Raw genomic sequence first — 24,911 nt, 5'->3', positions numbered from 1 at the left:
GGGGGTGCTTAGCGCACGGCCACCAGGTCAACAACAAAGATCAACGCTTCGTTGGGGCCAATGGCTCCACCGGCGCCGCGTGAGCCGTAGGCCAGCTCGGAGGGGATTTCCAGGCGACGGCGGCCGCCCACCTTCATGCCGATCAGGCCCTGGTCCCAGCCCTGGATGACCTGGCCGATGCCGGCACGGAATTCCAGCGGGTTGCCGCGGCCCCAGGAAGAGTCAAATTCTTCGCCGGTGGAGAAGGCAACGCCCACGTAATGGGTTGAAACGGTACTGCCGGGCACAACCTCGGTGCCGGTGCCTTCGATCAGGTCCTCAATGACCAGCTCGGTGGGCACGGCGTGTGCCGGGAAATCGATTTCGGGCTTGGTGCGATCGTAGTCGCGTGTTCCAAAAGACATGGTGCTCCTTGCGGGTGTTAGTTACTTCTTCGATTCAATCTTAACAACAAATACCAGGGTGCCTGCCGGCTTGCCCTGGGCTGCTGCCTCCTCGCCGTAGGCCAACGACGTCGGGATGGTCAGCAGGACCGTTGAGCCAACCTTCTGGCCGGTCAGACCCTGAGTCCAGCCCGGGATTACGCCCTGCAGGCTGAATGTTGCGGCCTCGCCACGATCGTAGGCGGAGTCGAACGACTTACCGTCGGACCAGGTCCAGCCCGTGTACAGCGCGGAGATGGAATCGCTGGCAGCGAGCACGTCACCCTTGCCTTCGGTCAGCACCTGGACGGCCAGGTCAGCCGGGGGATCGTTCTTGGGGATGGTGATGCTGGGGATGCCCTTGGCATCAAACTTTGCCACGGGCAGCTTGCCGTCCTTGGCGAGGGCAGCAACGTCATCGGCGCTCATGAGCTTGGCCGGGGCCGGCGCGTCCGTTGCCGAGATGACCTTGAAGACACTCATGGCTGCGGGCTGTTCGGGCTGGGCCGGCGCCTCGGTGGAACCGGCAACGGCGGGCACGGCGGGAGTTGCGTAGGCGATGAAGGCGCCAACCTTCGCTTCGGCAAAGGTGGAGTAAACCAGAGCGAACTGGGACTTAAAGTTCTCATCCAAGGTGATCTTGTTGGACTGTTCCTTGGTGAACGATTCGCCGATGGTCGCACCGTCGGTGGCGTTCAGCATGACCTGCTGGAACGCAACGATCTGCCCGGACTTGATCTGCGCGCCGTCGCCGGGGGTGACCAGGCGCATGGACTCGGCCTTGATCGCCAGCGGCTTGTCAAAGGTGACCTTGGGTGCCTTGCCCTTGCCAAGGTCTTCCACCTTGACGGAGGCCAGGGCTTGCGCGTTCGACGGCGGAATGGACACCGAGGCGCTGGGGGCCGGCGCGGCGGTGTCGGTTGAACCGGGCGAACAAGCTGTTGCAAGCAACAGCACGGGAACGAGCAGGGCAAGAAGTCGGCGCACAGAAACACTTTCGATTGCGGGTTTGAAAAAGGGCGGGAGTGCAATAACGCGGCGCCCCATCAAGCACATGGATCAAAAGGGCCGCGTCCAGCATATCGGTTGAAACTGAACGAAAGCTGCGTGGGCGCCCAACATGTCCTTGCTTGCGCCACTGCTGCGGGGCGGTTTTAGTACTCGTGGCGCAGGGATGCTATGAGTTCATCGACGCGTTCGTCGCTGCTCTTAAACGGGTCCTTGCAGAGGATTGTTTGGTGGGAGCGGTCATTGAGTTTCAGGTGAACCCAGTCAACCGTGTAGTCCCGCCCTGAATCCCTGGCCGCGCTGACAAACTTGCCGCGCAGGTGGGCGCGCGTTGTGGCGGGGGCCGTATCCACCGCGGCAAGGATTTCTTCGGCGGTAGCCACCTTCGCGGCGGCGCCACGGCGTTCGAGCATGTTGAACAGGCCCCTGTCCACGGAGATGTCGTGGTACCGCAAATCAAGCTGGGCCACCTGCGGTGAACCCCAGGCGACGTTGTGGCGGTCGGCGTAGGCGCCGAGCAGCTTGGCCTTGATGGCCCAGTCGATTTCGGTGTCGATGCTGGAGTAGTTTTCGCTTTCCACGGCATCCAGGGTGCGTTCCCAGAGGTCAAGAATCCGGGGCACCAGCTCATTGTGGGCCCCGTGCGAGCGGACGAAGCCGCTCACTTTGTCTAGATAGTGGCGTTGAATCTCGATCGCCGTCATGGTCCGGCCGTCGGCCATTTTGAGCGGGTGTTTGCCCGTGATGTCGTGGGAAATCTCGCGAATGCTGCGGATCGGATTCTCCAGGCGCATGTCACTCATGATGGAGCCGGCCTCCACCATGCGCAGAATCAAGTCAACGCTGCCCACCTTGAGCATGGTGGTGGTCTCAGACATGTTGGAATCCCCCACGATCACGTGCAGGCGGCGGTACAACTCTGCGTCGGCGTGGGGTTCATCACGGGTGTTGATGATGGGTCGCGAACGCGTGGTGGCCGAGGAGACCCCTTCCCAAATATGGTCGGCACGCTGGGAAAATGCGAATTGCCCGCCCTGCTGGGCCGGTAAAACCTTGCCGGCCCCGGAAATGAGCTGCCGGGTGACCAGGAACGGGATAAGAATGTCCGCCAACCGGTTGAACTCGCCCTTGCGGGTGATCAGGTAGTTCTCATGGCTGCCGTAGGAGTTGCCTGCGGAATCCACATTATTCTTAAACAGGAAGATCTGCCCGGAGTAGCCTTCCAGTTCCAGCCTGGCCTGCGCCTCGTGGACAAGGTCGTTCAAGATGGCTTCACCGGCACGGTCGTGGGCAATGAGCTGGGCAATGCCGTCGCATTCCGCCGTGGCGTACTCGGGGTGGGAGCCCACATCTAAGTAGAGGCGTGACCCGTTGGGCAGGAACACATTGGAGGAACGTCCCCAACTGACCACCTTGCGGAACAGATACCTGGCAACTTCCTCCGGCGACAAGGGCCGTGAGCCCGGGGCCGAGTAGGCCACACCAAACTCGGTTTCAATCCCAAAAATTCGCCTGTCCACCAGTTAAATCCCTTCTACGTTGTCTTCAGTTGCGCTGCAACCTCTGCAGCGTTCAAGCGCCTAAATGCCCTGTATGTGCCACCGGCGGCCGACGCATTGCGGGCCAGGACCGCAACCTCCAAGGTGGCAGCCCCCAGCGGGGTTGCCGTGACGGCACCTGCTGTGGCGGCCTCGAGCCGGGGCGCCTCCAGGGCGCTGACAGCCCAGCGCAGCGCCTGGCCAAGATCCGCTCCGGCGCTCCACACTTTGGCCAAGGTTGCCTGCACCAGATCGGCCTTGCCGCCCATGGCCAGGTAGCCGGACTCATCTGAAATGGAGCCGTCAAAGTTCAAGCGGAAGATGTGGTCTGCCCCCTCCCGCTCCCCCACTTCGGCAACAGCCAGTTCCACCTCGAAGGGTTTTTGTTCGGCCGTGAATACAGCACCAAGGCTTTGGGCATAGACGCTGGCCAGGCCCCGGGCCGTCACATCCACCCGGTTATAGGAGTAGCCGCGAACATCGGCATAGCGCACGCCGGCCTGGCGCAGGCTTTCAAATTCGTTGTATTTGCCCACCGCGGCAAAGGCTATGCGGTCGTAGATCTCACCGATTTTATGCAGGGTCGGCGAAGGGTTCTCGGCCACCAGGGCCATGCCGTCGCGAAAACTGAGGACAACAACGGATTTGCCGCGGGCAATTCCCTTGCGGGCAAAGTCGGCCCTGTCCTTCATGACCTGTTCGGGGGAAACATAGAACTGTTGCGCCATCTTATGCCTCCCGGCGTTCGGCCGTTCGCCGCGCTGTAATGGTTTGTGCCACGGCGGAAAGGGTTTCGGGGCTGACCCGGGTGGCACCCTGTTGGGTAACCAGGTAGACGACAGGCCAGAGTTGCCGCACCAGGTCAGGCCCGCCCGTGGCGGAGTCGTCGTCGGACGCATCCACCAGGGTTTCAACTGCCACCGCAACCGCCTCATCGGCGGTCAGCTCCGGGCGCCACAGCTTCTTCAGTGCACCCCGGGCAAAAACAGCCCCGGAGCCAATGCTGTGGTGCTCCAGCTCTTCGTAGCGGCCCCCTGTGACGTCATAGGAAAACAGGCGCCCGGCGGGCTCGTGCGGCTCAACGCCGGCAAAAAGTGGAACCACTGACAGGCCTTGCAGGGCCATGGGCAGGTTGGCCCGGACCATGGCGCCGAGCCGGTTGGCCTTGCCCTCAAGGCTCAGCAGGGTGCCTTCGATTTTCTCGTAATGCTCAAGCTCCACCTGGAACAGGCGCACCATGTCGATGGCGATGCCCGCCGTGCCCGCAATGCCCAGCACCGAGTACCTGTCAGCCGGGAACACTTTTTCAATGTGCCTGTTGGCAATCATGGATCCCATGGTGGCGCGCCTGTCACCCGCCATGACCACCCCGCCCGTGCAGGTCAGCGCCACGATGGTGGTGCCGTGCGGCGTGGCCGGCATGCTGCCCGGTGGCAGGGTCTGGCCAAAGGGCAACAGGCCGGGATGGCTGCGGCTCACGTAGTCAAAGAACGACGACGACGAGCCGGCGGCTTCCAGCGCCGGAAACTCACTTCTGCGCTGAGCATCCATGAGACGCTACTGTCCACCCTTTTGCACGAAGCCGCGGACGAACTCTTCCGCGTTGGATTCGAGCACGCCGTCGATCTCGTCAAGGAGGTCATCCACCCCGGAGGTGGCAACCTGGGCGGCACCCGAATCCGGTGCCGGGGTTGGCAGGGGCGCCTCATCGACGTGCTCATCCTCGGTGCGGGAGGAAACGTTCTTTTGTTCCTGCGAAGCCATGGTTAGTCCCTCTTGTCCGGTTCCCTGATACCCGTAGCTGGTATCTGCTTCCATCCTGCCACGGACCTGCTCCGTTTGTGCGCCACCAAGACGTTTGTGTTGAGGCTCCCGCTAATGCGGGCCGGCGAGCAGCTGGGCCAGGAAGTCCGCCAGCCCGGTGTTGGCATCAAACAGTTCAGCGGTGAGGGCGTGTGTGCCGCGCAAGGGCTCCTTCGTGGACACCCGTTGGAGCCTGCGAAGTTGTGGGAGCTCAAAGATGACCGAATCCCAGCTGGCCCCCACCACGTGGGCGCCAAACTCTTGGATGCACCTGCCGCGGAAATACGCCCGGGTGTCCGTGGGCGGCGCCAACACTGCTGCGGCGATGGACTCATCCGTGACGAGGCGCTGCATGCGCCCGTGCTGCAGGAGCTTGTAGTAGAGGCCCTTTTCCGGGCGGACGTCTGACCATTGCAGGTCGATCAGGCCCAGCCGGGGATCATTCCAGGCCATCTTGTCCCGGGCCCGGTACTGCTGGAGCAGATTGAGTTTGGCCACCCATTCCAGTTGGCCGGCCAGGCTCATGGGGTCAGTGCCCAGGGCTGTGAGGACTTCCTCCCACTTGGCCAGGACCGCAGCCGTGTGGCCATCACCGTTGGTTGGGTCAAGGGAGCCGTTGGCTGCGGCGTGGGCCTTGGCTGCGTCAAGGTAGCGCCATTGCACGTCCAGGGCAGTGACCCTGGTGCCGTCGCGGAGCAGGTGCTTTTGTTGCAACTGCCAGTCATGGCTGATCTCGCGCAGCGTGGACACGGGGTCGGCGAACTCCAGAACCGGGGCGTTGCCGTGCTCAATCATGTCCAGGACCAGGGCTGTGGTGCCAAATTTGAGATAGTTGGAGACTTGGCTCAGGTTGGCGTCGCCAATGATCACATGCAGGCGGCGGTACTTTTCCGCCACGGCATGGGGTTCATCCCGGGTGTTGATGATGGGGCGGCGAATGGTGGTTTCCAGACCCACCTCGGCTTCGAAGAAGTCAGCCCGCTGGCTGATCTGAAACCCCACGCCGGAGCCGTCCTGGCCCAGACCCACCCGGCCCGCGCCGCACATGATGGCCCGGGTCACAAAGAAGGGCGTCAGCCCGGACACAATGTTTTTGAAGGGCACCTGCCGCGGCATCAGGTAGTTCTCGTGGCTGCCGTACGACACCGACTTGTTGTCGGTGTTGTTTTTGTACAGGTTGATTTCCGGCAGGCCCGGGGTTGCGGCAATGCGGCGCACGGCGGCCAGGGCCACCAAGTCCCCGGCTGCATCCCAGCGTACGGCGTCGAGGGGGTTGGTCACCTCCGGTGATGAGTATTCGGGGTGTGCGTGGTCAACATAGAGCCGCGCACCGTTGCCCAGCACCATGTTCATCATGAGGGGAATACTCGGGTCCCCGGTTTCGCCGCCCTCCAGGGCGATCTGTGCCGCGGTCAGTTCCGGTTCACTGTCCGTGAGCTGGCTGGGGTGGGCCGCGTTCCGCGACACCGACCAGCCGCGGGCATCTGCCAGCGGATCCTCGTCGGTGTAGTCCCAGCGAGTCTCCCCGCCGGCGGCCGCCCGCTGCCGTGTCTCCTGCGAGTAGGCATGGACCACCTGGGTGGAGAGCCAGGTGGCGTTGAACGAGCTGCCACCGGGGGCATGGATGCCATATTCGGTCTCCGCCCCCATGACCCGCACAACACTCACAGGTACTGCCCCGTGTTGCTCAGCGTTTCCAGCGGTTCCAGTGTCTTGCCGGGAATCTGACCTTCCTTGCTTTGCACAATGGTGCGGATGTAGGTGATCCGCTCGCCCTTCTTGCCGGAAATCCGGGCCCAGTCGTCGGGGTTGGTGGTGTTGGGCATATCCTCGTGTTCGCGGAACTCGTCCACCACGGCACGGAGCATGTGTTCAATGCGGATGCCCTTTTCGGCGTGTGTCAGCAGGTCCTTGATGGCGTACTTCTTGGCCCTGTCAACAACGTTTTGGATGACGGCACCGGAGTTAAAGTCCTTGAAGTACAGCATTTCGGTGTCGCCGTTGGCGTAGGTGACTTCCAGGTACTCGTTGGACTTGTCCGTGGCGTACATGGCCTCAACCGTGCGCTGAATCATGGCATCCACGGTCTCCTGCAGGCTCCCGTTGTTGGCGGCCACGTCGTCGGCGTGGAAGGGCAGCGCAGTAGTGACGTACTTGGCGAAAATGTCTGCAGCAGCCTCGGCGTCGGGGCGCTGGATCTTGACCTTCACATCCAGGCGGCCGGGACGCAGAATGGCGGGGTCGATCATGTCCTCACGGTTGGAGGCACCAATGACAATCACGTTGTCCAAGCGTTCGACGCCGTCGATCTCACTCAGGAGCTGGGGCACGATCGTGGTTTCCACATCCGAGGACACACCCGTCCCACGCGTGCGGAATAAGGAGTCCATCTCGTCAAAGAAGACCACCACGGCGCTGCCGTCCGACGCTTTTTCGCGGGCGCGGCTGAAGATGAGGCGGATCTGGCGTTCCGTCTCGCCCACGTACTTGTCCAACAGTTCAGGACCCTTGATGTTCAGGAAGTAGCTTTTTTGGTCCTTCACGCCGGAGCGTTCGGCGGCCCGTTTGGCCAAGGAGTTGGCAACAGCCTTGGCAATGAGTGTCTTGCCGCAACCGGGGGGGCCATAAAGCAGGATGCCCTTGGGCGGCTTGAGGCCGTGTTCGCGGTAGAGGTCCGGGTGCAGGAAGGGCAGCTCCACGGCGTCGCGGATCTGTTCGATCTGGGACGCCAGGCCGCCAATGTCGGAGTAGGAAATGTCCGGCACTTCCTCCAGGATCAGGTTTTCCACCTCGGAGCGGGGGATCTTTTCCAGGGCGTAGCCCGTGCGCCCGTCCACAGTCAGGGCATCCCCCACCTTGACGGCGCCGCCCTGCAATGCGCCGGCCAGACGGACCACGCGCTCCTCGTCGGCGCGGCCAATGACCAGCACCCGGGTGGTGCCCAGCAGCTCCTTGACGGTGACAAGTTCGCCCACCCGCTCATAGCCCAGTCCGGCGATGACTGTGAACGCCTCATTGAGCAGCACTTCCTGGCCCACGTTGAGGTCATTCATGCGCAGCAGCGGGCTCAACCCCACACGCATCTTCCGGCCCGAGGCAAAAATGTCCAGACTTTCCTGGCTCACGGCGGTGCTGACTCCACCGGCGGCACTGTGGCGGTTGAGCGCAACGATGGTGCCAAAGCTGTAGGGGGGTTCGCCGTCGTGCTCCAGGGCGGTGCGGAGCTTCTGGATCTCAGCCTTGGCAGTTTCCAGCATGGCCACGAGCTTGGAGTTGTTGGTAGTTGCCGAGGCAAGCTGGCGGTCAAGGTTGCGCGCCTTGTCACGGAGCACGTTGAGCTGGCGCTCCAACACGGCCTGCTGGCCGGGACCGGTGAGATAGCTGGCCTGGGCCGAACCCGGCGCCGGGGCGCCTGTGGCAGGGATGTCGGGAGTGGGGTGCTGTGATTCGCTCATGACAAATGATCCTTCCGGAGCCGGGTGCGGCTGTTACTGCTGAGTGTAGTGCTATGCGTCGGCGGCGGTCTCTTCGTCGGCGACCTTGCTCTTGGTGCGGCGCGTCTGCACGGTTGAGGAGGCGTCCCTGGCGGCACGGCGGAGTTTCTTATCCGAGACTGCACGCTCGCCCACGGCTGCGGGAGTCCAGGCGTCCAGGTCTTCCTGGGCAAAGTCGGTCTTGGAGGCGCGGCGCTTGAGCGTCATGCCGGTGACGCCGTCGGCCAGCCGGCGGGTGACCATCAAGAATCCTGTGTGCGCCACCATGCGGTGGTCGGGGCGCACGGCCAAGCCTTCCAGGTGCCAGCCGCGGACCATGGATTCCCAAGCGTCGGGCTCCGTGAAGCGGCCGTCGGCGCGGATGGCCTCGGCCGTGCGGGACAGCTGAGTCACGGTGGCCACATAGTTGATCCACACGCCACCGGGTGCCAGCACGGTTGCCACGGCGTCAAGGCATTCCCAGGGGGCCAGCATGTCAAGGACAACGCGGTCAACACTGCCGGGAGCTTCCTGCTCAACCACCTGGTCCTGGAAGTCCCCCAGCGAGATCTTCCAGGCCGGGTGCGGTCCGCCAAAGATGGTTTCCACGTTGCCGCGGGCAATGTCGGCGAATTCTTCACGGCGCTCAAAGGAGTGCAAGTAGCCGTTGTCGCCCACTGCACGGAGCAGGGAGATGGACAGGGCGCCGGAGCCAACGCCGGCCTCCACCACGCGGGCGCCGGGGAAAATATCGCCCATGGTGATGATCTGGCCGGCATCCTTGGGGTACACCACGGCTGCCCCGCGCGGCATGGAGAGCACAAAGTCGGAGAGCAGCGGGCGCAGCGCCTGGTACTGCTGGCCCACATTGCTTTCCACCATGGAGCCCTCGGGGGCGCCAATCAGCAGATCATGATTCAGGAAGCCCTTGTGCGTGTGGTACGCGGTTCCCGGGGTCAGGGTGATCGTGTTCATGCGTCCACGCTCGTCAGTCAGCTGCACACGCTCACCGGCGCGGAACGGCCCGCGCCGGGCTGCGGCGCCATGAGGTTGCGAGGAGGTCTCGATGCTGGCATCGCTGTGGGTCATGGGTAAGTCCTAACGTGTTGGTGCGAAAAAGTTAGTGGTGTTGGCCCGTTGAGGCGAGCCGGATGCTGTGGGGACGCGGGGTCCTAGGGTGCGGGCCTGCCGGTGATGGCCGAAACAACCTTCGCCTGGCTCAGCAGCCCCGTCACCCTGCCATCCAGGTTGATCACCGCATATTCGGTGTCCGGGAGCTGGGCCAAGTACGCCACGAGCTCCTCGCCCTTGGCCACGTCGGGCACATAGGCCCCTTGTGAGAGGCTCCTGGCCACGGCCGTGGCGGGGGTTGTTGGCGCAACTTCGGGTGGTACATGGGCCAGGGCATATTCATCAACCACGGCGGAGGGCCGGCCGTCAGCGCCGTACAAGACAATGGGTTCATGGGGGTACGCTCCCCGCAGTGTCCACAGCTGGGCCACTGTGCAGGCGTTGGAGGCGCTGATGGCAGGTGTGGCCAGCGTGCCGGCACTGATGGCTGGCAACCGCAGGCGGATGCTGGCCCCCTTGATGGCGGCCGAGGCGCCCGCCCACAGGAATCCGGCCATCAGGATCACGATGAACGAGGTGGTCAATTCAGGCTGCCCGCCCTGCAGGTAGGGAATTCCGAGTGCGCCCAGGACCAGCAGCACCACAATGATGCGCCCGGCCCAGCCGGCAGCAATGGTGCCCTTCTCCTGGCTTCCGGTTGACTTCCACACGATTGACTCGACCAGGCGTCCACCGTCCAGCGGCAGGCCGGGCAAAACGTTGAAGGCGCCGATCAGCAGGTTGGCCCAGACAAAGATGTTGGCCAGCAGCAGGGCAATGGCAGTCCCCAGGGACGTGGGTTCCGGCAGGGCGCCTTGGACCAGAAAGCCCAGGCCGGCCAGCACAAAGTTCGCGATGGGGCCGGCAAAGGCCACCACCAGCGCCTTTCCGGGGGTTGCCTTGCTGAAATCAAACTCCGTGTGCCCGCCCCACAAATTCAGGACGATCTTGTGGGTTGGCCAGCGGAACAACTTGGCGGCAACGGCATGGGCCAGTTCGTGGACCAGCACCGAGAACAGCAGCAGGAGGGCATAGGCAAAGGCGACGGCGTAAGCACGCGCACCCAGGCCGGCAAAGTTCTCCTGCAACTGGGGGCCAAAAATCAGCACCGTCACACCGGCAATGAAGAACCATGAATTGGCCAAGATGATGGGGGTGCCGCGCACCGAACCAATGACAAAACCCTCACGGCGGGCCTTGGTGCCGTTGGCAGGACTACTCACAAAGCAACCCCGGCGGAGGCCAGCTTGGCAGCGACAACCGCATTGACGTCGTCGTACGTCTTGCCCGCCAGGCTCTCCCAGGTGGTGCGGCGGATGTCATCAGCCAGCGGCACGGCGTTGGGGATGGCGATCGTGGCAACCCCTGACGCCATGGCGGAGGCAACCCCGGGAACCGAGTCCTCAAATGCCGCGCAGTGGGCAGCTGTGATGGAGGGGTCGGTCTTGCGGAGCATGTCGATGGCCATCAGGTACGGTTCCGGATGAGGTTTGCCGTTCTGGACCTCATCACCCGTCACCAGGAACTCAAAGTACTCGTGGTCCAGCGCCTGGGCCACTTCAGCGGCCAGATTGCGCTCACTCATGGTCACCAGAGCGCAGCGCACACCCCTGTTGTGCAGGTCCGCCAGCAGTTCCCTGGCTCCCGGACGCCACGGCAGTTCGCGGCGGATCCCGGCAATAACCTGATGGGAGAGGTGGTCAATGATCTCCCGCTCCGAGAGCTTGACGCCGGCTTCCTGAAGAATCCTGGCGCTGGTGTCCAAGGCACTGCCAACCAACAGGTGCGCCTTGTCCTCATCCCATTGCCCGCCGTGGGCGCTCACCAACTCAATTTCGGCGGCAATCCAATAGGGTTCCGTATCAACGAGGGTCCCGTCCATGTCCCAGAGGACAGCTTTTAGCGCGGGAGGGGCAGGAGTCGCAGGAGGCGCGGCGGCGGCACTGGGTGAAAGCATGCCTCTAGTCTACGGGGCGTAAAAGGCTGCACGGTTTTTGAAGCGGTCACCCGCGTGGTGAGTATTGCCATCGGCGCCCAGAGCCTTAGGCTGGAGCCGTGAGCAGATTCAATGATGCGGAATCAAGCGAACCCGGGCTGCTGCTAACCCCCGCAGCTGGCGAGGACCGGGTGACTGTCATGCTGGCAGCCTTTGAAGGCTGGAACGACGCCGGTGAGGCGGCCAGTGATGTGCTCAAGTACCTGCACAAGCTGTGGGGGGCTAAAAAAGTGGCCGTCATTGAACCGGATGAGTACTACGACTTCCAATTCACCCGCCCCGAGGTGCGGCTGAACTCCTCCGGCCGGCGCAAGATCAAGTGGCCTGTGACAAAAATTGCCAAGGCCAGCATTCCGGGGACGGATGTGGACGTCATTTTGGTGCACGGCATTGAACCGTCCTACCGCTGGCGCGCCTACACGGCTGAGCTGCTGGCGAAGGCTGCAGCCCTGCACGTGAACTACGTGATCCTGGTGGGCGCCCTGCTGGCCGATGTGCCGCATTCCCGGCCCATTCCCGTCTCGGCTTCGTGCGACGACGCCGAACTCGCCGCGCGTTTGAACCTGGAGCCGTCCGCCTACGAGGGGCCCATTGGGATCGTGGGGGTTTTAAATGAGGTGTCGATGTTAGCCGGACTGGCCACTGTTTCGCTGTGGGCGGCCGTGCCGCACTATGTGGCCCAGGCACCCTCCCCCAAAGCCGAGCTGGCCCTGTTGAACAAGATTGAAGATTTCCTGCACGTGAGCTTGCCTACGGCTGATTTGGCCGACGACGCCCAAGCGTGGGAGCGCGGCGTCAACGACCTCGCGGCCCAGGACCCCGAAATTGCTGCCTATGTGAAGCAGTTGGAGGAGGCAAAAGACACGGCCGAGTTGCCGGAGGCAACCGGTGATTCCATTGCCAAGGAATTTGAACGTTACTTGCGCCGGCGCGGAACGGACCAGCCCTAGGGCCGGCCCGTTCCCCACGAGAAGTTTCTAGAGTTCCAGACCCAGCAACGCCTCAATGGCATCCGAAACCAGCGCAGCATCGCGCACGGAGTTTTCGGCAGCATCCCGGCTGACAGCGTTGGCATGGGCAGCCCAGGCGTCAATGGCCGCCACCGCGCGCGGGGCGTCAAGGTCCTGTGAAATGGCCGCCCGCATTTCCGCCAGCAACGGCATGGCCGTTCCTTCCGGAGCCACGGCAACAGCTGTTCGCCAGCGCGCTAGGCGGTCCTGGGCCGAAACAAGCAGTTCCTGGGTCCAAAACCAATCGCTGCGGTAGTGGTGGGCCAGGATGGCCAGGCGGATGGCCGCGGGGTCAACACCCTCTGCACGCAAAACCGAAACAAGCACCAAGTTGCCCCGTGACTTGCTCATTTTCTCGCCGTCAAGACCCACCATGCCCGTGTGGGCGTAGTGCTGGGCCATGGGCGTCTTGCCCAGCGCATAGGCGTGGCCCGCACCCATCTCATGGTGAGGGAAGATCAGGTCGCTGCCGCCACCCTGGACAGTAAACGGTTTGGGCAGGAAGCGCTGGGCAATGACTGTGCATTCGATGTGCCAACCCGGACGGCCAGCGCCAAGGGTGTCGCCTTCCCAGGACGGTTCACCGTCGCGGGCCGTACGCCACAACAAGGCATCCAGGGGATGGCGTTTTCCGGGACGTTCGGGATCCCCACCGCGTTCGGCGAAGAAGGGGAGCATTTCTTCCTGGCTCAGGCCTGAGATCTGGCCCAACCACCACGGCGCGTCCAGGCTGGAACTCTTGGCCGCGGCCGAGGCGGCCTCAACGGAGAAGTAAATATCGCCGTCAGGCTCGCCATCGGTCCCGGCAACTGGGTAGGCCAGGCCGGCGTCGATCAATTTTTGGACTTCTGGAACAATCCACTCGATGGCCTCAACGGCGCCGATGTAGTGTTCGGGCGCCAGAACGTTCAGTGCTTCCATGTCGGCGTGGAAGAGGGCGGTCTGGGACAGGGCGAGTTCGCGCCAGTCCTGGCCGTCGCGGGTAGCCCGTTCCAGCAGGGGGTCATCGATGTCTGTGACGTTTTGCACGTAGGTGACTGTGCTGTCGGCGTCGCGCCAGGCCCGGTTGAGCAGGTCGAAGGCAACGTAGGTTGCCGCGTGGCCCATGTGGGTGGCGTCGTATGGCGTAATGCCACAGACATAGAGGCTGGCCTGGTCCGAGTCAGGCAGGGCGACTACTCGTTGTTGGCTGGTTTCATGCAGATGAATGCTGGGCATAACGCCGGGCAGCTGCGGGAGGGCGTGGGACTTCCAAGTTTTCACAGAGCTAAGCCTAACGGCCGCGGGGCCCCAAAACGTGCGAAGCGTGTTTTGGGGAGGCCGGAAGGCGCTAACGGCCGCGGGGCCCCAAAACGTGCGAAGCGTGTTTTGGGGAGGCCGGAAGGCGCTAACGGCCGCGGGGCCCCAAAACGTGCGAAGCGTGTTTTGGGGAGGCCGTCAGTCAGGCGTGATGACGTTGAAGCCAAGCAGAATGTAGAGCAGCAGACCTAGGCCAATCCTGTACCAAACAAAGGGGCGGAAGCTCTTGGTCGAGATGAATTTCAGGAACCAACCAATGATGAGATATCCCACGCCGAACGCAATGGCCGTGGCAAGAATGGTTTCGCCGATCCCGAAGGGGCCCTCGGCATTCTCATGTCCGGAGACGATTTTGTAGAGCTCGTAGAATCCGCTGCCGAAGACTGCCGGGATGGCCAGCAGGAAGGAGTACCTGGCAGCTGACTCACGGGTGTAGCCCATAAGAAGGCCAGCAGTAATGGTTCCGCCCGAGCGTGACACACCGGGGATGAGCGCCAGTGCCTGGGCAAAGCCGTACAGGATGCCGTGTTTGACCGAAAGGTCTTTCAGTTCCCTCTTTTGGCTGGCCACTGAATCGGCCACGGCCAGGATGAGCCCAAAGACGATCAGCGTGGTGGCCACCAGCCAAAGGTTTCGCAGCGTTGATTCGATGTGGTGCGCAAATATGACACCCAGCAAGGCAATCGGCAGGCTGCCGATGATGATGAGCCAACCCATCCGGACATCGGGGTCAGTCCGCGGCACGTGGCCCCGCAGGGAACCGAACCAAGCCTTGATGATGCGCACAATGTCTCGCCAGAAGAAGACAACCACGGCGGTTTCGGTGCCCAATTGACTCACGGCGGTAAAGGCCGCTCCGGGATCGGCGCCCGAAGGCAGGAATTTGCCGACGACGAATAGATGGGCGCTTGAAGAAATCGGAAGGAATTCAGTCAAGCCTTGTATTAGGCCCAGGAAGGCCGCTTCGAACCAGTTCACGGGATTCAGCCTAAAGCATGAGCGAGTTCACAGCGTTCCCCGGCGGGGTGGACGCAAAAAAGGGGATACAGATCACCGTAAGCTTGCAGGTATGGAACAACGATTCATGGGGACCAGCGGGCTGCGCGTCTCGGCGCTGACACTGGGGACAATGTCCTGGGGAAAAGAAACTGACGCAGAAGCTGCACGGACACAGCTGCGTGACTTTGTGGACGCGGGCGGCACAACGCTGGACACAGCCGTCAGCTATGTGGAGGGCCGCAGCGAGGCCATACTTGGCGAGCTGTTGGGTGACGTTGTCCCCCGCAGTGACGTTGTCCTGATCTCCAAGGCAGGCATCAGCCACCGCAACGGAAAACGCATGGTGGACACATCCCGCCGCGCCATGCTGGCCGGGTTGGATGCCTCGCTGGCACGGTTGGGAACGGATCATTTGGATCTGTGGCTGGCACATATTTGGGATGACAACGTGCCACTGGAGGAAACCCTGGGGGCCCTCGAGTACGCCGTCAGCAGCGGGCGGGTCCGCTACGCCGGAGTCTCTAACTACAACGGCTGGCAGTTGGCCCGCGCGGCAACACTGAGCGATACGGCCCTTGTGGCCAACCAAGTGGAGTACTCCTTGCTGGCCCGCGATGTTGAGAACCATGTGGTGCCCGCCGCCGAACATGTGGGCACGGGATTGCTCTGTTGGGCCCCCCTGGGCCGCGGTGTCTTGAGCGGAAAATATCGGGGGCAGATTCCCAGCGACTCCCGGGGCGCCAGTGCCACGATGGGAAGTTACGTGGAAAAGTATCTGGAAGGCCGCCCGGCGAACATCACCGAGGCCCTCCTGACAGCCGCCAAAGGGTTGGGCAGGCCGCCACTGGACGTGGCCTTGAGCTGGCTGCTGGACCACCACGGAGTCTCCGCAGCAGTCATCGGCCCGCGAAGCCCGGAACAGCTCAACGAGATTCTCAAATCATCGCTGACCCCGCTGCCCGAGCCGATCCTCAGCGTGTTGAACGAGGTCTCCCAGCTGTAGAGCTCAGTGGTTTCGGCGCGAATGGCGGTTAAAGTGTGAGAGCCCTCTTTGGAGGGCTCTCACACTTTAAGAATCAAGAACAATCAGGCATTGCCCGAACGCAGGAAAACTACTCGGAGACCGGCTCAAGATCGTCGTCAGAATCATCGGCGCCGTCCGCCTCTTCGGATTCCTCGTCGAAATCTTCACCGTCTTCACCGTAGATAACCAGTGGTGTCACTTCGTCAAAGGCGTCGAAAAGTGCTTCCTCGTAAGCTTCAAAGGCGTCAATGATGCCCAAGAAAGTGGCCTCAACAATGGGGTCTTCCTCCCCGCGGCGGGCTGACGCGGCCACCAAGTGTTCTTCCAAGGCTGTGGTCAATGCACTCAGTGCTTCGCGCGGATCAATGCTCATGCGATTGACGGTACCAGTCAGTTCCCCAACATGAAAGTCCTTTTCGCCTTCCACGGTAGGTGGCTGCCGTGCCAAGAGGTAGGTTTTGTAGATGAGCGGCAGTTCGCAGACCTTGTTGAGAGAGGACGGTCCATGAGGGAAACACTGAAGCCGGCACTGTCGGGGCGTGGGGCGCCTCTGCGCCAGTACGAATATCTACTCATCACAGTGTCCCCCGGCGAATCTGTTCCCATCGCCTACCAACGCCTGCGTGAACATGCAGAATATGGCAAGTGGGAGCTTGAACGCAGCACCCTCTACCTGGGCGGGGAGCGAAAGTACCTCATGCGGCGCAAGGTGCTGCGGGTGGAGCGGACCTTGACTGTTTACTGAGCGCCCAGTTACCAGCCATCAGACTGGTAAGCACCAGGGCTGTCTGTCCCCCCAGACTGTCAACAGCTGCAGCAGGACTTCATCCGATTGGCCAAGACGCGCCTCAATTCATTGACTCCACAGGGTGGTGCGCCCATGATCAATCTGATGGGTGAACAATCGCAAAGACGACTCTCACGATGGGGCAAAGGGTTAGCTTGCCGGTCCACTTGACTGTGGCGGCGTCGGGGTTGGGGGGAAGCATGGGCTGTGAGTCATTTCATATGTGGGAACTCAACCTTATGGGCTTTTGGCTCCTCAAACTCGACGGCCAACCCGTCGATGTTGGTCACCGCCAACAGCGCGTCATCGCTGCGCTGGGCATTCTTGGGGCCCGGTCAAGAAATTCCTTAGCAAACCTGCTCTGGCCGGAGAGTACCGAGGCACAGTCGGCAGGCAATCTACGGGCGAGCTTGTTTCAAATTTCGCACAAACTCCCGGGCCTTGTTCATCCTTCGCGCGAATTCCTGATGTTGGAACCGGACGTCGCCATAGACTTTCACAACGTCCAGTCACTGATCACCAGCATCCAGGCAACCGGCAACACTCTAGCCCCGGATGCGGCATATGCCCTCTACCATGCAGACCTTCTCCCTGGTTGGTATGACGATTGGGTGGTGTTCGAACAGGCTCGGCTGCTGCAATTGCGCCTGGACGGCTTGGAGGCGCTGGCGCTGCAGTGTCTGCAGGCGGGTGCCTCGGGGCGGGCCCTGGAAGCTGCCCTTGCCGCCACCTGGCTGGAACCACTGCGTGAAAGCGCACAGCTGCTCCTGCTTCAAAGCCATATCCAAAGCGGCAACATTGCCTCTGCCTGGCTTGCGTTTCACGAATTTCGCTCACTGTTGGAGCAGGAGCTGGGAGTGGGGCCGTCGGCGTGTTTCAGGGCGCTCATGGATTCACTGGGCACCAAACAGACCGTGGATCAGGCGTAGCTGCCGCGACGGCGCGAATCGGCCCTGGCCGGTCCGCAAGGATTCGGAAGGCATCCGCGGCCAGGCATGTAACCGTCAGGGTCGTGGCCACCTCGGAGGAGGCAGCCGCCACCCAGCCACCAACAGACCCATCGGCGTTCTGTTGCTGGAGCAGGTAACTCGCGGCGGCCAGCGCCGTTTCGGTAACGTTGCCAGGGCCTTGGGCGGCCACCGCTAGTTCCGTCCCAACCACATCCAGCCGGTACTCATGCGCTGCCAGCAGCAAGATGGCATCCGAGAGCAGCAGGTGAGACGCGGCATCCATCGGGTGCTGTTGGGCGGCGTTCGAAAGAAGTTGGCGGCGAGGGCGGGCAAGCCCATTGAAAAACTGTTGCAGCCGTTCCGTCGGCGAAGCATGAGTGGACGCGCTGCTGGTTGGCTCCGTAGCTCCCTCCATTCCCGCACGGCGGCAAAAGGCGTAGGCCCGTTCCGCGGCGTGGCGAAGTTCCAGTGACGTGGGGACAGCAAGAACCGGGCATAGCGGCTTGGCAGTGCTGTCCCAGCCACCCAGTCCTGTGGGTAGCGGTTCAAGTAGCAGGACCCCACACAGCAGCCCAGCCACAAAGGTTGTGTGATACGTGTGCTCGAACGCGTAGGAGCGGCGGGCAGTCCCGTCAAGCCCGGCAAACTCATCAGCACGGAAACTGGGACAGGGCAGAAAACCCAGCTCATCCCAGGTGCCAAGCAATGATTCGACGCCGAGTGTTGCAGCCCTCGTTGGTTCCAGATCGAGAATGGCTTGGCCCAGGAGGGCTTCGCCGGCGATGTCCAGATTCTCATCGGCCAGCTGCCAGGCAATGATGGACTGTAATTGCTGCGAGAGAAAATCCCTGTCGATCTCCTCCACAGTCCGCAGCCCGAAGTCCCCCAGAAACATCAGTGCATGGGTGATGGCATAGGCATCATCACCTGACATGAAGATGGGGTGTGTGGGGGAAGCGATGGTGGATCCCTGCACCTGAAGCCGCCAGTTGGGCACGTGGGTTGGGTCCACCAGCTGGTTCAGCCACGAAAATTCCAGCCATCGATACGGCAGCCGTTCAACCCCGGCGGCGTGTCCCCCCAGCAGGGCGGAACGGAACACGGCGTCGAACATGGAATCTGGCCATCCTGCATGGCTGAGAATGGCGTGACCAATACCCACTGAAGCGCTCATCTCCGGGTATCGCATGATCAGGAACTTGTTGCGCGGGCTCCGAACTTGCCCATCCAGCGCTGTTGCGAGCCGCTCAACCGCCGCCGCCAGTTCAGGCGCATTCCGGGCCACCCGCGCACCCACAAGGACAAGCAGGGCAGCCTCAATAAGGATTTTGTCGGTGAACCGGACCCTTGACCCTTCGCCAAAGTCGGGCAGATACTCCTCATAGCCTCCGAGTCGCGTGACTTGCCAGCCGGCAAAATCGACCACGCCGTTGAGCCGTGAGAGCAGATCCTCCCCGGACAGCCCCCAACGCTCGCCCCGGCAGGGACGGTGCGGCGTGTGGGCTGTCGGGTCCATGGATTTTCCCCTCACAGGGTTGCCTCGATAATTACTCGGCCAAGGCTTCGCGGACTGAATCCGCCTGGCCCCTAACCTCTTCGAGTTGTGGAGCAACAATGCCGGTGACAAGGAAGTACTCATTGCAGCACAAGACGTGCAGACTGAGCTCATCGCCCTTGTTGGAAACTACTCCGGCAACACTCTCCACCAATTGGCGGATGGAAACATCCAGATTGACGGTCTTTGACTCGTCGAGGGATTTGACGACCTGCTGAATATCTCCGTGGCTTAGCTTTTGTGACATGTGGATCACCCGTCTTACAGTTCATCGTTTTTCGCCGTTTGGCCAGACCAAACGGCCTTTCCCCCCGGAACGGGCCTGCCAGCGTGTTGCCGGGGTGGTTACGATTCTCCGCCCGCACGCGTTATCCGCACGTTACTGCGCTACCCGGCCGGCCTGAGTGCCGCCGGCGCTAGGGTTCGATGGGTCCCAGCCAGGCATTGGCGATGGTGGAGTGGGCTGATTCATCATCCGAGGGGTGGAACATGCCGGCCAGGACATCCCTGTACAGCCGGCCCAGTTCATGCCCGGCAAAGTAGCTGCCACCGCCGCTCACCCGAATGATCAGATCCACCACGGTGCGGGCCGTCTCGGTGGCACGGACCTTCAGCCCCACCAGCTTTGGGAACCACATGCCGCCATGGTCCACCTGCCGGTCAATGTCCCTGGCCACGGCTTCCAGCTGGGGGTAGAGCCCATCCATGGCCATGGCGGCGTCGGCAATCCGCCAGCGGATGTCAGGATCCTGCGCGTAGCTCTTGCCACCATTTTTCTTGGACGTGCGCTGGTGAACTGTGGCCACACCTATTTGCAGGGCCCGCTCCCCCAGCCCCGTGTAGACAGCCGCTAGGAGAGTCTCAAAGCACGCAAAGATGGCAAAAATCAGCGGGTCCGCGTTAGGACCCACCGGCAGCTTCCTAAAGACGCGGTCAGCCGGGGCGACTGCGCCATTCAGGACAGTAGTGTTTGACTGGCTGGCCCGCATGCCCAGGGTGTTCCAGTCATCCTTGATGGTGTAGCCGGGAGTTTCACGGGTGATAAACCCATGCACCAGCACGGGCTCCTCCCCTGTGCTGTCCTTGCCAAAGATCCCCAACCTTGTCCACGCCGGCGACAGGGATGTAAAGATCTTGGTGCCTGTAAAGGCATAGCTGCCGTCGCCCAGCGGCTGTGCCACGGTGTTGGAGTCAAAGAGCACCTGGTCATTGCCTGCCTCGGAATTGCCAAAAGCAAACACCTCCCCCGCCACCGCCTCGGTCAACACGTAGTGCAGGGACTCATCCCCCTGTACCAACAAAAGGTGGGCAACACCCGTCCACACCAGGTGCATGTTAATCGCCAACGCCGTTGCCGGGGCGGCCGTTGCCAACCGTCGCTGCGCGGCGGCGGCCTTTTCCAGCCCAAAGCCGAGTCCGCCGTCGTCCGTGGAAGCGAACATCCGCAAGTAGCCTGCCGATTTCAGCTCGGCGAGGTCCTCATGGAAGAACTCATTGCGTTCGTCATAGCCTTTGGCGCGCCCGCGGAACCGTTCCAGCAGTGCATCGGGTAGAAGTTCACCTAGTTCAACGCTCATGGCCGATCCTTAGTAGTTGCTCAGCAGGCGGTCCAGCACGCGGGCACCGAACTTCAGGGAATCAACCGGGACCCGCTCATCCACGCCGTGGAACATGCCGGTGAAGTCCAACTCCGCCGGCAGTTGCAGCGGGGCGAAACCGTAGCCGGTGATGCCCAGGCGGCTCAGGGACTTGTTGTCAGTGCCTCCGGATAGCGTGTACGGCAACACGGTGGATCCGGGGTCTTCAGCATGCAGGGAATCGATCATGGCATCCACCAAATTGCCGGCAAAGGGAGTTTCCAGGGATACGTCGTTGTGGATGGTGGTGATGTCAATGCCATCGCCGGCCAATTCACGCACCAGTTCCAGCACCTGCTCATGCTGGCCGGGTAGCGTGCGGATGTCGATCATGGCCTCAGCCGTGCCCGGGATCACATTGGCCTTGTAGCCGCTCTTCAGGAAGGTGGGATTGGCTGTGTTTTGCAAGGTGGCGCCCACAAACCTGGACACAGTGCCCAGCTGGCTGAGCAGCGTTTCCGGGTTTGACTCGTCAAATTCGACGCCGGTCAGTTCAGAGACGCCTTCCAGGAACGCCCGCGTGGTGTCCGTGTATTCGATGGGCCACTGGTGATCACCAATGCGGGTGACGGCCCGGGCCAGGCGGGTAACGGCATTGTCGGTGTTGATGTGAGAGCCGTGGCCGGCTCGGCCGTGGGCCGTCAGCCGGAGCCAGGCCAGACCCTTTTCCGCTGTCTGCAACAGGTAGGCGCGTTTTCCGTTGATGTCAGTGGAGAAGCCACCCACTTCGGAGATGGCTTCCGTGGCGCCTGCAAAGAGTTCCGGCCGGTTGTCCACGCTCCAGCGCGCCCCGTAGGCGCCGCCAGCTTCCTCGTCGGCGAAGAAAGCAAAGATGATATCCCGCTTGGGCTTGCGGCCCTCCCGGCCCATGGAGCGCATCACCGAGAGGATCATGGCGTCCATGTCCTTCATGTCTACGGCACCGCGGCCCCAAATGAGCCCGTCACGTTCTTCTCCGCCGAACGGGTCAACGCTCCAATCGTGAGCCTGCGCCGGGACCACGTCCAGATGGCCATGCACCACCAGGGCTGGCAGGGACGAATCACTGCCCTCCACCCGGGTCACCACGTTGGCACGGCCCGGCGAGGACTCGTACAGTTCAGGCGCAAATCCAACTTCGGCAATCAAGGCTGCCGTGTGCTCGGCAATAGCCCGCTCTCCGGGACCTTCATTGTCGGCAAAGTTGCTGGTGTCAAAGCGGATGAGATCGGCGCAGATGCCTGCAACTTCATCCTCGGGCCTGACGGTATTCACAGGGAAACTCCTTTGTGCGGTGGCGTACAACTCAGCCTACCGTTTGGGCCCAGTTGGCCCCCGGCGGGCCCAAATTTTGGACGGGAATTACTCGATTGTTGTTTTGCGCAAAAGTCGTGCTATTGTTTTCATCGCTGCTGAGGGAGACAACGATTCCACTGAAAAGAAGAATCGCTCCCGACATCACCTGCGCGAGTGGCGGAATGGCAGACGCGCCAGCTTGAGGTGCTGGTCCTGGAAACGGGGTGAGGGTTCAAGTCCCTTCTCGCGCACGGACAGACTCCCTGAGAACTTAGGTTCTCAGGGAGTCTTTGGTTTAACACGTACTGAACCCGCCAAGCCGCACAGCCGCACCGGACACGCGAATGCCGCCGGCTTCCGGAATGACGATCTGCAGCTGTGCGGCGCTGCCAATGTGGTGGCCCTGCAGAACAGATATTTCTGCGGGCAATTCCAGTTCGCCCAAATGCCGAAGATATCCACCCAGGGATGCGGCCGCCGACCCCGTTGCCGAATCCTCCCGAACCCCTCCCGGCGGGAACGGATTGCGTGATTCAAAGGAATTGCTTGTGAGCCTGAACACAATATTCACTGTTGCTCCCCAACCATGGTCAGCCATGAGTGCCGCAAGCTGGTCAAAATCGTAGTCCAGAGACGCAAGGATTGCTGCCGAAGCCACTGGAACTATGGGGTGCCAGTTGCCAGCAAAGGACACCAGCACAGGCAACGCCGGGTCAAGATCAGCGGCACCAAGCCGCAACGCCCCCAAAAGCCGCCCAAGCACTGGTGCCGAAGGCTCCGCAATGTGCGTTTCAACGCTGGTCAGCGTGGCCTGGATAACGCCTTCTTTTTCAAAAGTGCCCACCGGGATCACCCCCACCGGGGTATGGAACATGAGGGGGCCTGTTCCCCTGACTTCGGCAAGTGCCACGGCCGCCGCAAGGGTGGCGTGGCCACAGAACTGCACCTCCGCTGCGGGGGCAAAATAGCGCACGCTGTAGCTGGCATCCGCACGCGGTGTGAGGAAGGCGCTCTCGGAGTAGCCAAGCCGTGTAGCGATCTCCTGCATCTGGCCGCTAGCCAGGGTACCGGCGTCAAGCACCACGCCCGCCTTGTTGCCGCCGGCGGGGTCGGTTGTAAATGCCGTGAAGTGAAGTATCTCCATTCCCTTACGGTACTGCTGCGCTGGCATAAATTCCCGCGTAATCCTGTGTCCAAAGAGACAAAAGTGGCCCCTTGTACCGGCTAGGCTGATATTTTCATTTGTCACGTGTCAGAGGGTTAGCTTGATGAACAACAGTCGCTCCACCCGGATATTTGCACTTTTGGCAGGCATGGCCGCCGCCGGGTTGGCGCTTACTCCGTCCCTTGTCCCCCGGCCCGCACTTTTTCAGGGTTTCCTGGTGGGGCTGACATTTGGCTTGAGCTATTTGGGGGCAGCCTGGCTGTTGAGGACGGTGTCCGGCGAACTGGTGCGACGCCGGATACTCACCCTCCCCCGCAAACTCACCCTGCCGCCGTGGGCTTGGCTGGCGATTGCGGCCGCTGTGGCGTTGTATGTTGCTGTCCTTGGCGCCCTGACGGTGCGGTGGCAAAACGAGGTGCGCAGCAATGTTGAGATGCCGCCTGTTGACGGCGTGGAATTGGCCACCTTCTTTGCGGTCGCCGTGATTGTGGCAGGGGTGGTTTTTGCAGCCCACTGGGGACTGCGGAAAATGGCTGCCGTGGGGCGGATCTGGGCCTCACATGCCTCAGCGAAACCGGTGCTGGTCAAGGCCGGCGGGCTGCTGACGGGCGCCCTGACTGCTGCGCTGGCCATGTCGCTCCTGGTCGGCGCCGCACTGCTTGGCACCGACAACGTGTTCGCCGCCCGGAATGCCACCACTCCTGAAGGCATCAGCGAGCCGTCCTCGGAGTTCCGCTCGGCCGGGCCGGAATCCGCTGTGGAATGGGAGAAACTTGGGATGCAGGGCCGGGCTTTTGTTGGTGGCGGCCCCACGGCGGCCGCCATCGAGGAACTCACCTCTCAGCCGGCACAACAGCCCGTCAGGGTCTACGTCGGTTCGGAGCAGGCGGGCTCCATGACCGGCAGGGCCGAACTGGCCGTTGCGGAGCTCAAGCGCACGGGCGGCTTCAACCGTGCGGCACTCATGATTGCCACCCCCACGGGCTCCGGCTGGCTGGAGCGCCAGGCCGTGGATTCTCTGGAGTACCTGCACAACGGTGACACGGCGATTGTCTCCATGCAGTATTCGTACCAGCCCAGCTGGGTGTCCTTCCTCTTCCACCAGAACCTCCCACGCGAATCCGCCCAGGCTCTGTACCAGGCGGTGCGGAGCGAATGGGAGTCGATGCCGGTGGCGGACCGACCCAAATTGTTGGTTTATGGCCTGAGCCTTGGAGCCTCGGGCATGCAGTCAGCTTTCACTGACGTGGCTGATCTGACCGGCAGCGTGGACGGAGCAGTGTTCTCCGGCGCCCCCAACAACTCACAGCCGTGGGGCACCCTGCAAGAGTCCAGAGACCCTGGCACCCCGCTCTGGCAGCCCACGTTCGACGGCGGCCGGCACGTCCGCTGGCTTTCCAACAGCGGCGATTTTGCCCGCGTACCCGGCCCGTGGGAATCTGGGCGGATAGCGTACCTGCAACACGGCACCGACGCCGTCACCTGGTTGACACCAAGGCTGATCTGGGAGAAGCCGGAATGGCTGGGTGGCAGTTCTGAGACCGGCGGGCGAGCTCCCGACGTCAGTGACTCCATGCGCTGGATCCCCCTGGTGACCTACCTCCAGGTGGCCTTTGACATGTTCATGGGCGAATCCGTGCCCCACAGCCATGGACACAACTTTGGCGACGTGGCCGTGGAAGCCTGGAATAATGTTCTGCCCAGCGCTCTGGACAGTGCGGCCGTGGAACGGATCCAGTCGGTCATTGAGGGCTACCCCTACGAAGAGTCAATGACCAACTAGACCCCACCGGCTCCCGAGGCTCGCTAGCTCGCGTCAGGTCCCTCGGGCGCGTGGGCCCCACCACGCCCTCGCCCACT

General features: G+C 62.3%; 24 protein-coding genes and 1 tRNA gene. 6 read left to right on the top strand and 19 right to left on the bottom strand.

Going from position 1 to position 24,911, the window contains the following annotated elements; genetic code table 11:
• Positions 1-8: 8 nt before the first annotated feature.
• The 11 genes from ACX80Q_RS04750 to ACX80Q_RS04700 all read right to left on the bottom strand — a co-directional run bounded on the left by ACX80Q_RS04750 (position 9) and on the right by ACX80Q_RS04700 (position 11,311).
• Positions 9-404, bottom strand: a complete 396-nt coding sequence (locus tag ACX80Q_RS04750; protein ID WP_459329372.1) for an FKBP-type peptidyl-prolyl cis-trans isomerase — start codon at positions 402-404, stop codon at positions 9-11.
• A gap of 21 nt (positions 405-425) precedes the next feature.
• A complete protein-coding gene (locus tag ACX80Q_RS04745) occupies positions 426-1,409 on the bottom strand; it encodes an FKBP-type peptidyl-prolyl cis-trans isomerase (protein WP_459329371.1) in 984 nt (327 codons plus the stop codon).
• Between the two features lie 167 nt (positions 1,410-1,576).
• Positions 1,577-2,950: a Pup--protein ligase gene (gene pafA, locus ACX80Q_RS04740; protein ID WP_459329370.1), complete on the bottom strand. Its 1,374-nt coding sequence runs from the start codon at positions 2,948-2,950 to the stop codon at positions 1,577-1,579.
• A 14-nt stretch (positions 2,951-2,964) separates the two neighbouring features.
• Positions 2,965-3,696 carry a proteasome subunit alpha gene (gene prcA / locus ACX80Q_RS04735; RefSeq protein WP_459329369.1) on the bottom strand — a complete coding sequence of 244 codons (732 nt, stop codon included), beginning with the start codon at positions 3,694-3,696 and terminating at the stop codon, positions 2,965-2,967.
• A 1-nt stretch (position 3,697) separates the two neighbouring features.
• Positions 3,698-4,519 (bottom strand): proteasome subunit beta, encoded by an 822-nt coding sequence (prcB, locus tag ACX80Q_RS04730; RefSeq protein ID WP_459329368.1) that lies wholly within the window; start codon positions 4,517-4,519, stop codon positions 3,698-3,700.
• Between the two features lie 6 nt (positions 4,520-4,525).
• A complete protein-coding gene (locus tag ACX80Q_RS04725; RefSeq protein WP_459329367.1) occupies positions 4,526-4,732 on the bottom strand; it encodes a ubiquitin-like protein Pup in 207 nt (68 codons plus the stop codon).
• 111 nt (positions 4,733-4,843) lie between these two features.
• On the bottom strand, positions 4,844-6,421 hold the full coding sequence (gene dop, locus ACX80Q_RS04720) for a depupylase/deamidase Dop (protein ID WP_459329431.1): 1,578 nt from the start codon (positions 6,419-6,421) through the stop codon (positions 4,844-4,846).
• Between the two features lie 14 nt (positions 6,422-6,435).
• Complete coding sequence (gene arc / locus ACX80Q_RS04715; RefSeq protein ID WP_459329366.1) at positions 6,436-8,226, bottom strand: proteasome ATPase; 1,791 nt, start codon at positions 8,224-8,226, stop codon at positions 6,436-6,438.
• A gap of 51 nt (positions 8,227-8,277) precedes the next feature.
• Positions 8,278-9,333, bottom strand: a complete 1,056-nt coding sequence (locus tag ACX80Q_RS04710; protein WP_459329365.1) for a tRNA (adenine-N1)-methyltransferase — start codon at positions 9,331-9,333, stop codon at positions 8,278-8,280.
• An 83-nt stretch (positions 9,334-9,416) separates the two neighbouring features.
• Complete coding sequence (locus ACX80Q_RS04705; protein ID WP_459329364.1) at positions 9,417-10,577, bottom strand: site-2 protease family protein; 1,161 nt, start codon at positions 10,575-10,577, stop codon at positions 9,417-9,419.
• Positions 10,574-11,311, bottom strand: a complete 738-nt coding sequence (locus ACX80Q_RS04700) for an HAD family hydrolase (RefSeq protein WP_459329363.1) — start codon at positions 11,309-11,311, stop codon at positions 10,574-10,576. Before ACX80Q_RS04700 ends, ACX80Q_RS04705 begins: the two co-directional genes overlap by 4 nt.
• A gap of 137 nt (positions 11,312-11,448) precedes the next feature.
• Between ACX80Q_RS04700 and ACX80Q_RS04695 the strand changes: the two genes are divergently transcribed.
• Positions 11,449-12,300: a PAC2 family protein gene (locus ACX80Q_RS04695; protein WP_459329430.1), complete on the top strand. Its 852-nt coding sequence runs from the start codon at positions 11,449-11,451 to the stop codon at positions 12,298-12,300.
• A 27-nt stretch (positions 12,301-12,327) separates the two neighbouring features.
• Here ACX80Q_RS04695 and mshC read toward each other — a convergent pair whose 3' ends face one another.
• Both mshC and ACX80Q_RS04685 read right to left on the bottom strand, forming a co-directional pair.
• Positions 12,328-13,623 (bottom strand): cysteine--1-D-myo-inosityl 2-amino-2-deoxy-alpha-D-glucopyranoside ligase, encoded by a 1,296-nt coding sequence (mshC, locus tag ACX80Q_RS04690; RefSeq protein ID WP_459329362.1) that lies wholly within the window; start codon positions 13,621-13,623, stop codon positions 12,328-12,330.
• A 174-nt stretch (positions 13,624-13,797) separates the two neighbouring features.
• Positions 13,798-14,637 carry an undecaprenyl-diphosphate phosphatase gene (locus ACX80Q_RS04685; protein ID WP_459329361.1) on the bottom strand — a complete coding sequence of 280 codons (840 nt, stop codon included), beginning with the start codon at positions 14,635-14,637 and terminating at the stop codon, positions 13,798-13,800.
• Between the two features lie 91 nt (positions 14,638-14,728).
• Between ACX80Q_RS04685 and ACX80Q_RS04680 the strand changes: the two genes are divergently transcribed.
• Positions 14,729-15,661 carry an aldo/keto reductase gene (locus tag ACX80Q_RS04680; RefSeq protein ID WP_459329360.1) on the top strand — a complete coding sequence of 311 codons (933 nt, stop codon included), beginning with the start codon at positions 14,729-14,731 and terminating at the stop codon, positions 15,659-15,661.
• A 109-nt stretch (positions 15,662-15,770) separates the two neighbouring features.
• Here ACX80Q_RS04680 and ACX80Q_RS04675 read toward each other — a convergent pair whose 3' ends face one another.
• Complete coding sequence (locus ACX80Q_RS04675; protein WP_459329359.1) at positions 15,771-16,055, bottom strand: hypothetical protein; 285 nt, start codon at positions 16,053-16,055, stop codon at positions 15,771-15,773.
• Positions 16,056-16,187: 132 nt separating this feature from the next.
• Here ACX80Q_RS04675 and ACX80Q_RS04670 point away from each other — a divergent pair, with 132 nt between their 5' ends.
• Entirely contained in the window at positions 16,188-16,427 is a 240-nt protein-coding gene (locus ACX80Q_RS04670; RefSeq protein ID WP_459329358.1) for a DUF5703 family protein, read from the top strand.
• A 263-nt stretch (positions 16,428-16,690) separates the two neighbouring features.
• Positions 16,691-17,398: an AfsR/SARP family transcriptional regulator gene (locus ACX80Q_RS04665; protein ID WP_459329357.1), complete on the top strand. Its 708-nt coding sequence runs from the start codon at positions 16,691-16,693 to the stop codon at positions 17,396-17,398.
• Here the strand turns inward: ACX80Q_RS04665 and ACX80Q_RS04660 are convergent.
• The 4 genes from ACX80Q_RS04660 to ACX80Q_RS04645 all read right to left on the bottom strand — a co-directional run bounded on the left by ACX80Q_RS04660 (position 17,355) and on the right by ACX80Q_RS04645 (position 21,865).
• Complete coding sequence (locus ACX80Q_RS04660) at positions 17,355-18,935, bottom strand: DUF6895 family protein (RefSeq protein WP_459329356.1); 1,581 nt, start codon at positions 18,933-18,935, stop codon at positions 17,355-17,357. The genes ACX80Q_RS04665 and ACX80Q_RS04660 overlap by 44 nt on opposite strands.
• 31 nt (positions 18,936-18,966) lie before the next feature.
• Positions 18,967-19,221 carry a hypothetical protein gene (locus ACX80Q_RS04655; protein ID WP_459329355.1) on the bottom strand — a complete coding sequence of 85 codons (255 nt, stop codon included), beginning with the start codon at positions 19,219-19,221 and terminating at the stop codon, positions 18,967-18,969.
• A gap of 169 nt (positions 19,222-19,390) precedes the next feature.
• Positions 19,391-20,551: an acyl-CoA dehydrogenase family protein gene (locus tag ACX80Q_RS04650; RefSeq protein WP_459329354.1), complete on the bottom strand. Its 1,161-nt coding sequence runs from the start codon at positions 20,549-20,551 to the stop codon at positions 19,391-19,393.
• A gap of 9 nt (positions 20,552-20,560) precedes the next feature.
• Positions 20,561-21,865, bottom strand: coding sequence for a M20/M25/M40 family metallo-hydrolase (locus ACX80Q_RS04645; protein WP_459329353.1), 1,305 nt, complete (start codon positions 21,863-21,865; stop codon positions 20,561-20,563).
• Positions 21,866-22,054: 189 nt separating this feature from the next.
• Between ACX80Q_RS04645 and ACX80Q_RS04640 the strand changes: the two genes are divergently transcribed.
• A tRNA-Leu gene (locus tag ACX80Q_RS04640) sits at positions 22,055-22,137 on the top strand.
• Between the two features lie 44 nt (positions 22,138-22,181).
• Here the strand turns inward: ACX80Q_RS04640 and ACX80Q_RS04635 are convergent.
• Entirely contained in the window at positions 22,182-23,030 is an 849-nt protein-coding gene (locus ACX80Q_RS04635) for a PhzF family phenazine biosynthesis protein (RefSeq protein ID WP_459329352.1), read from the bottom strand.
• Positions 23,031-23,154: 124 nt separating this feature from the next.
• Between ACX80Q_RS04635 and ACX80Q_RS04630 the strand changes: the two genes are divergently transcribed.
• A complete protein-coding gene (locus ACX80Q_RS04630) occupies positions 23,155-24,834 on the top strand; it encodes an alpha/beta-hydrolase family protein (RefSeq protein WP_459329351.1) in 1,680 nt (559 codons plus the stop codon).
• The last annotated feature ends 77 nt before the right edge of the window (positions 24,835-24,911 follow it).

The organism is Arthrobacter sp. HLT1-20 (genome assembly GCF_054510895.1).
Note: the sequence above shows the minus strand (reverse complement) of the source record. Positions and strands in the feature narration are given on the sequence as shown.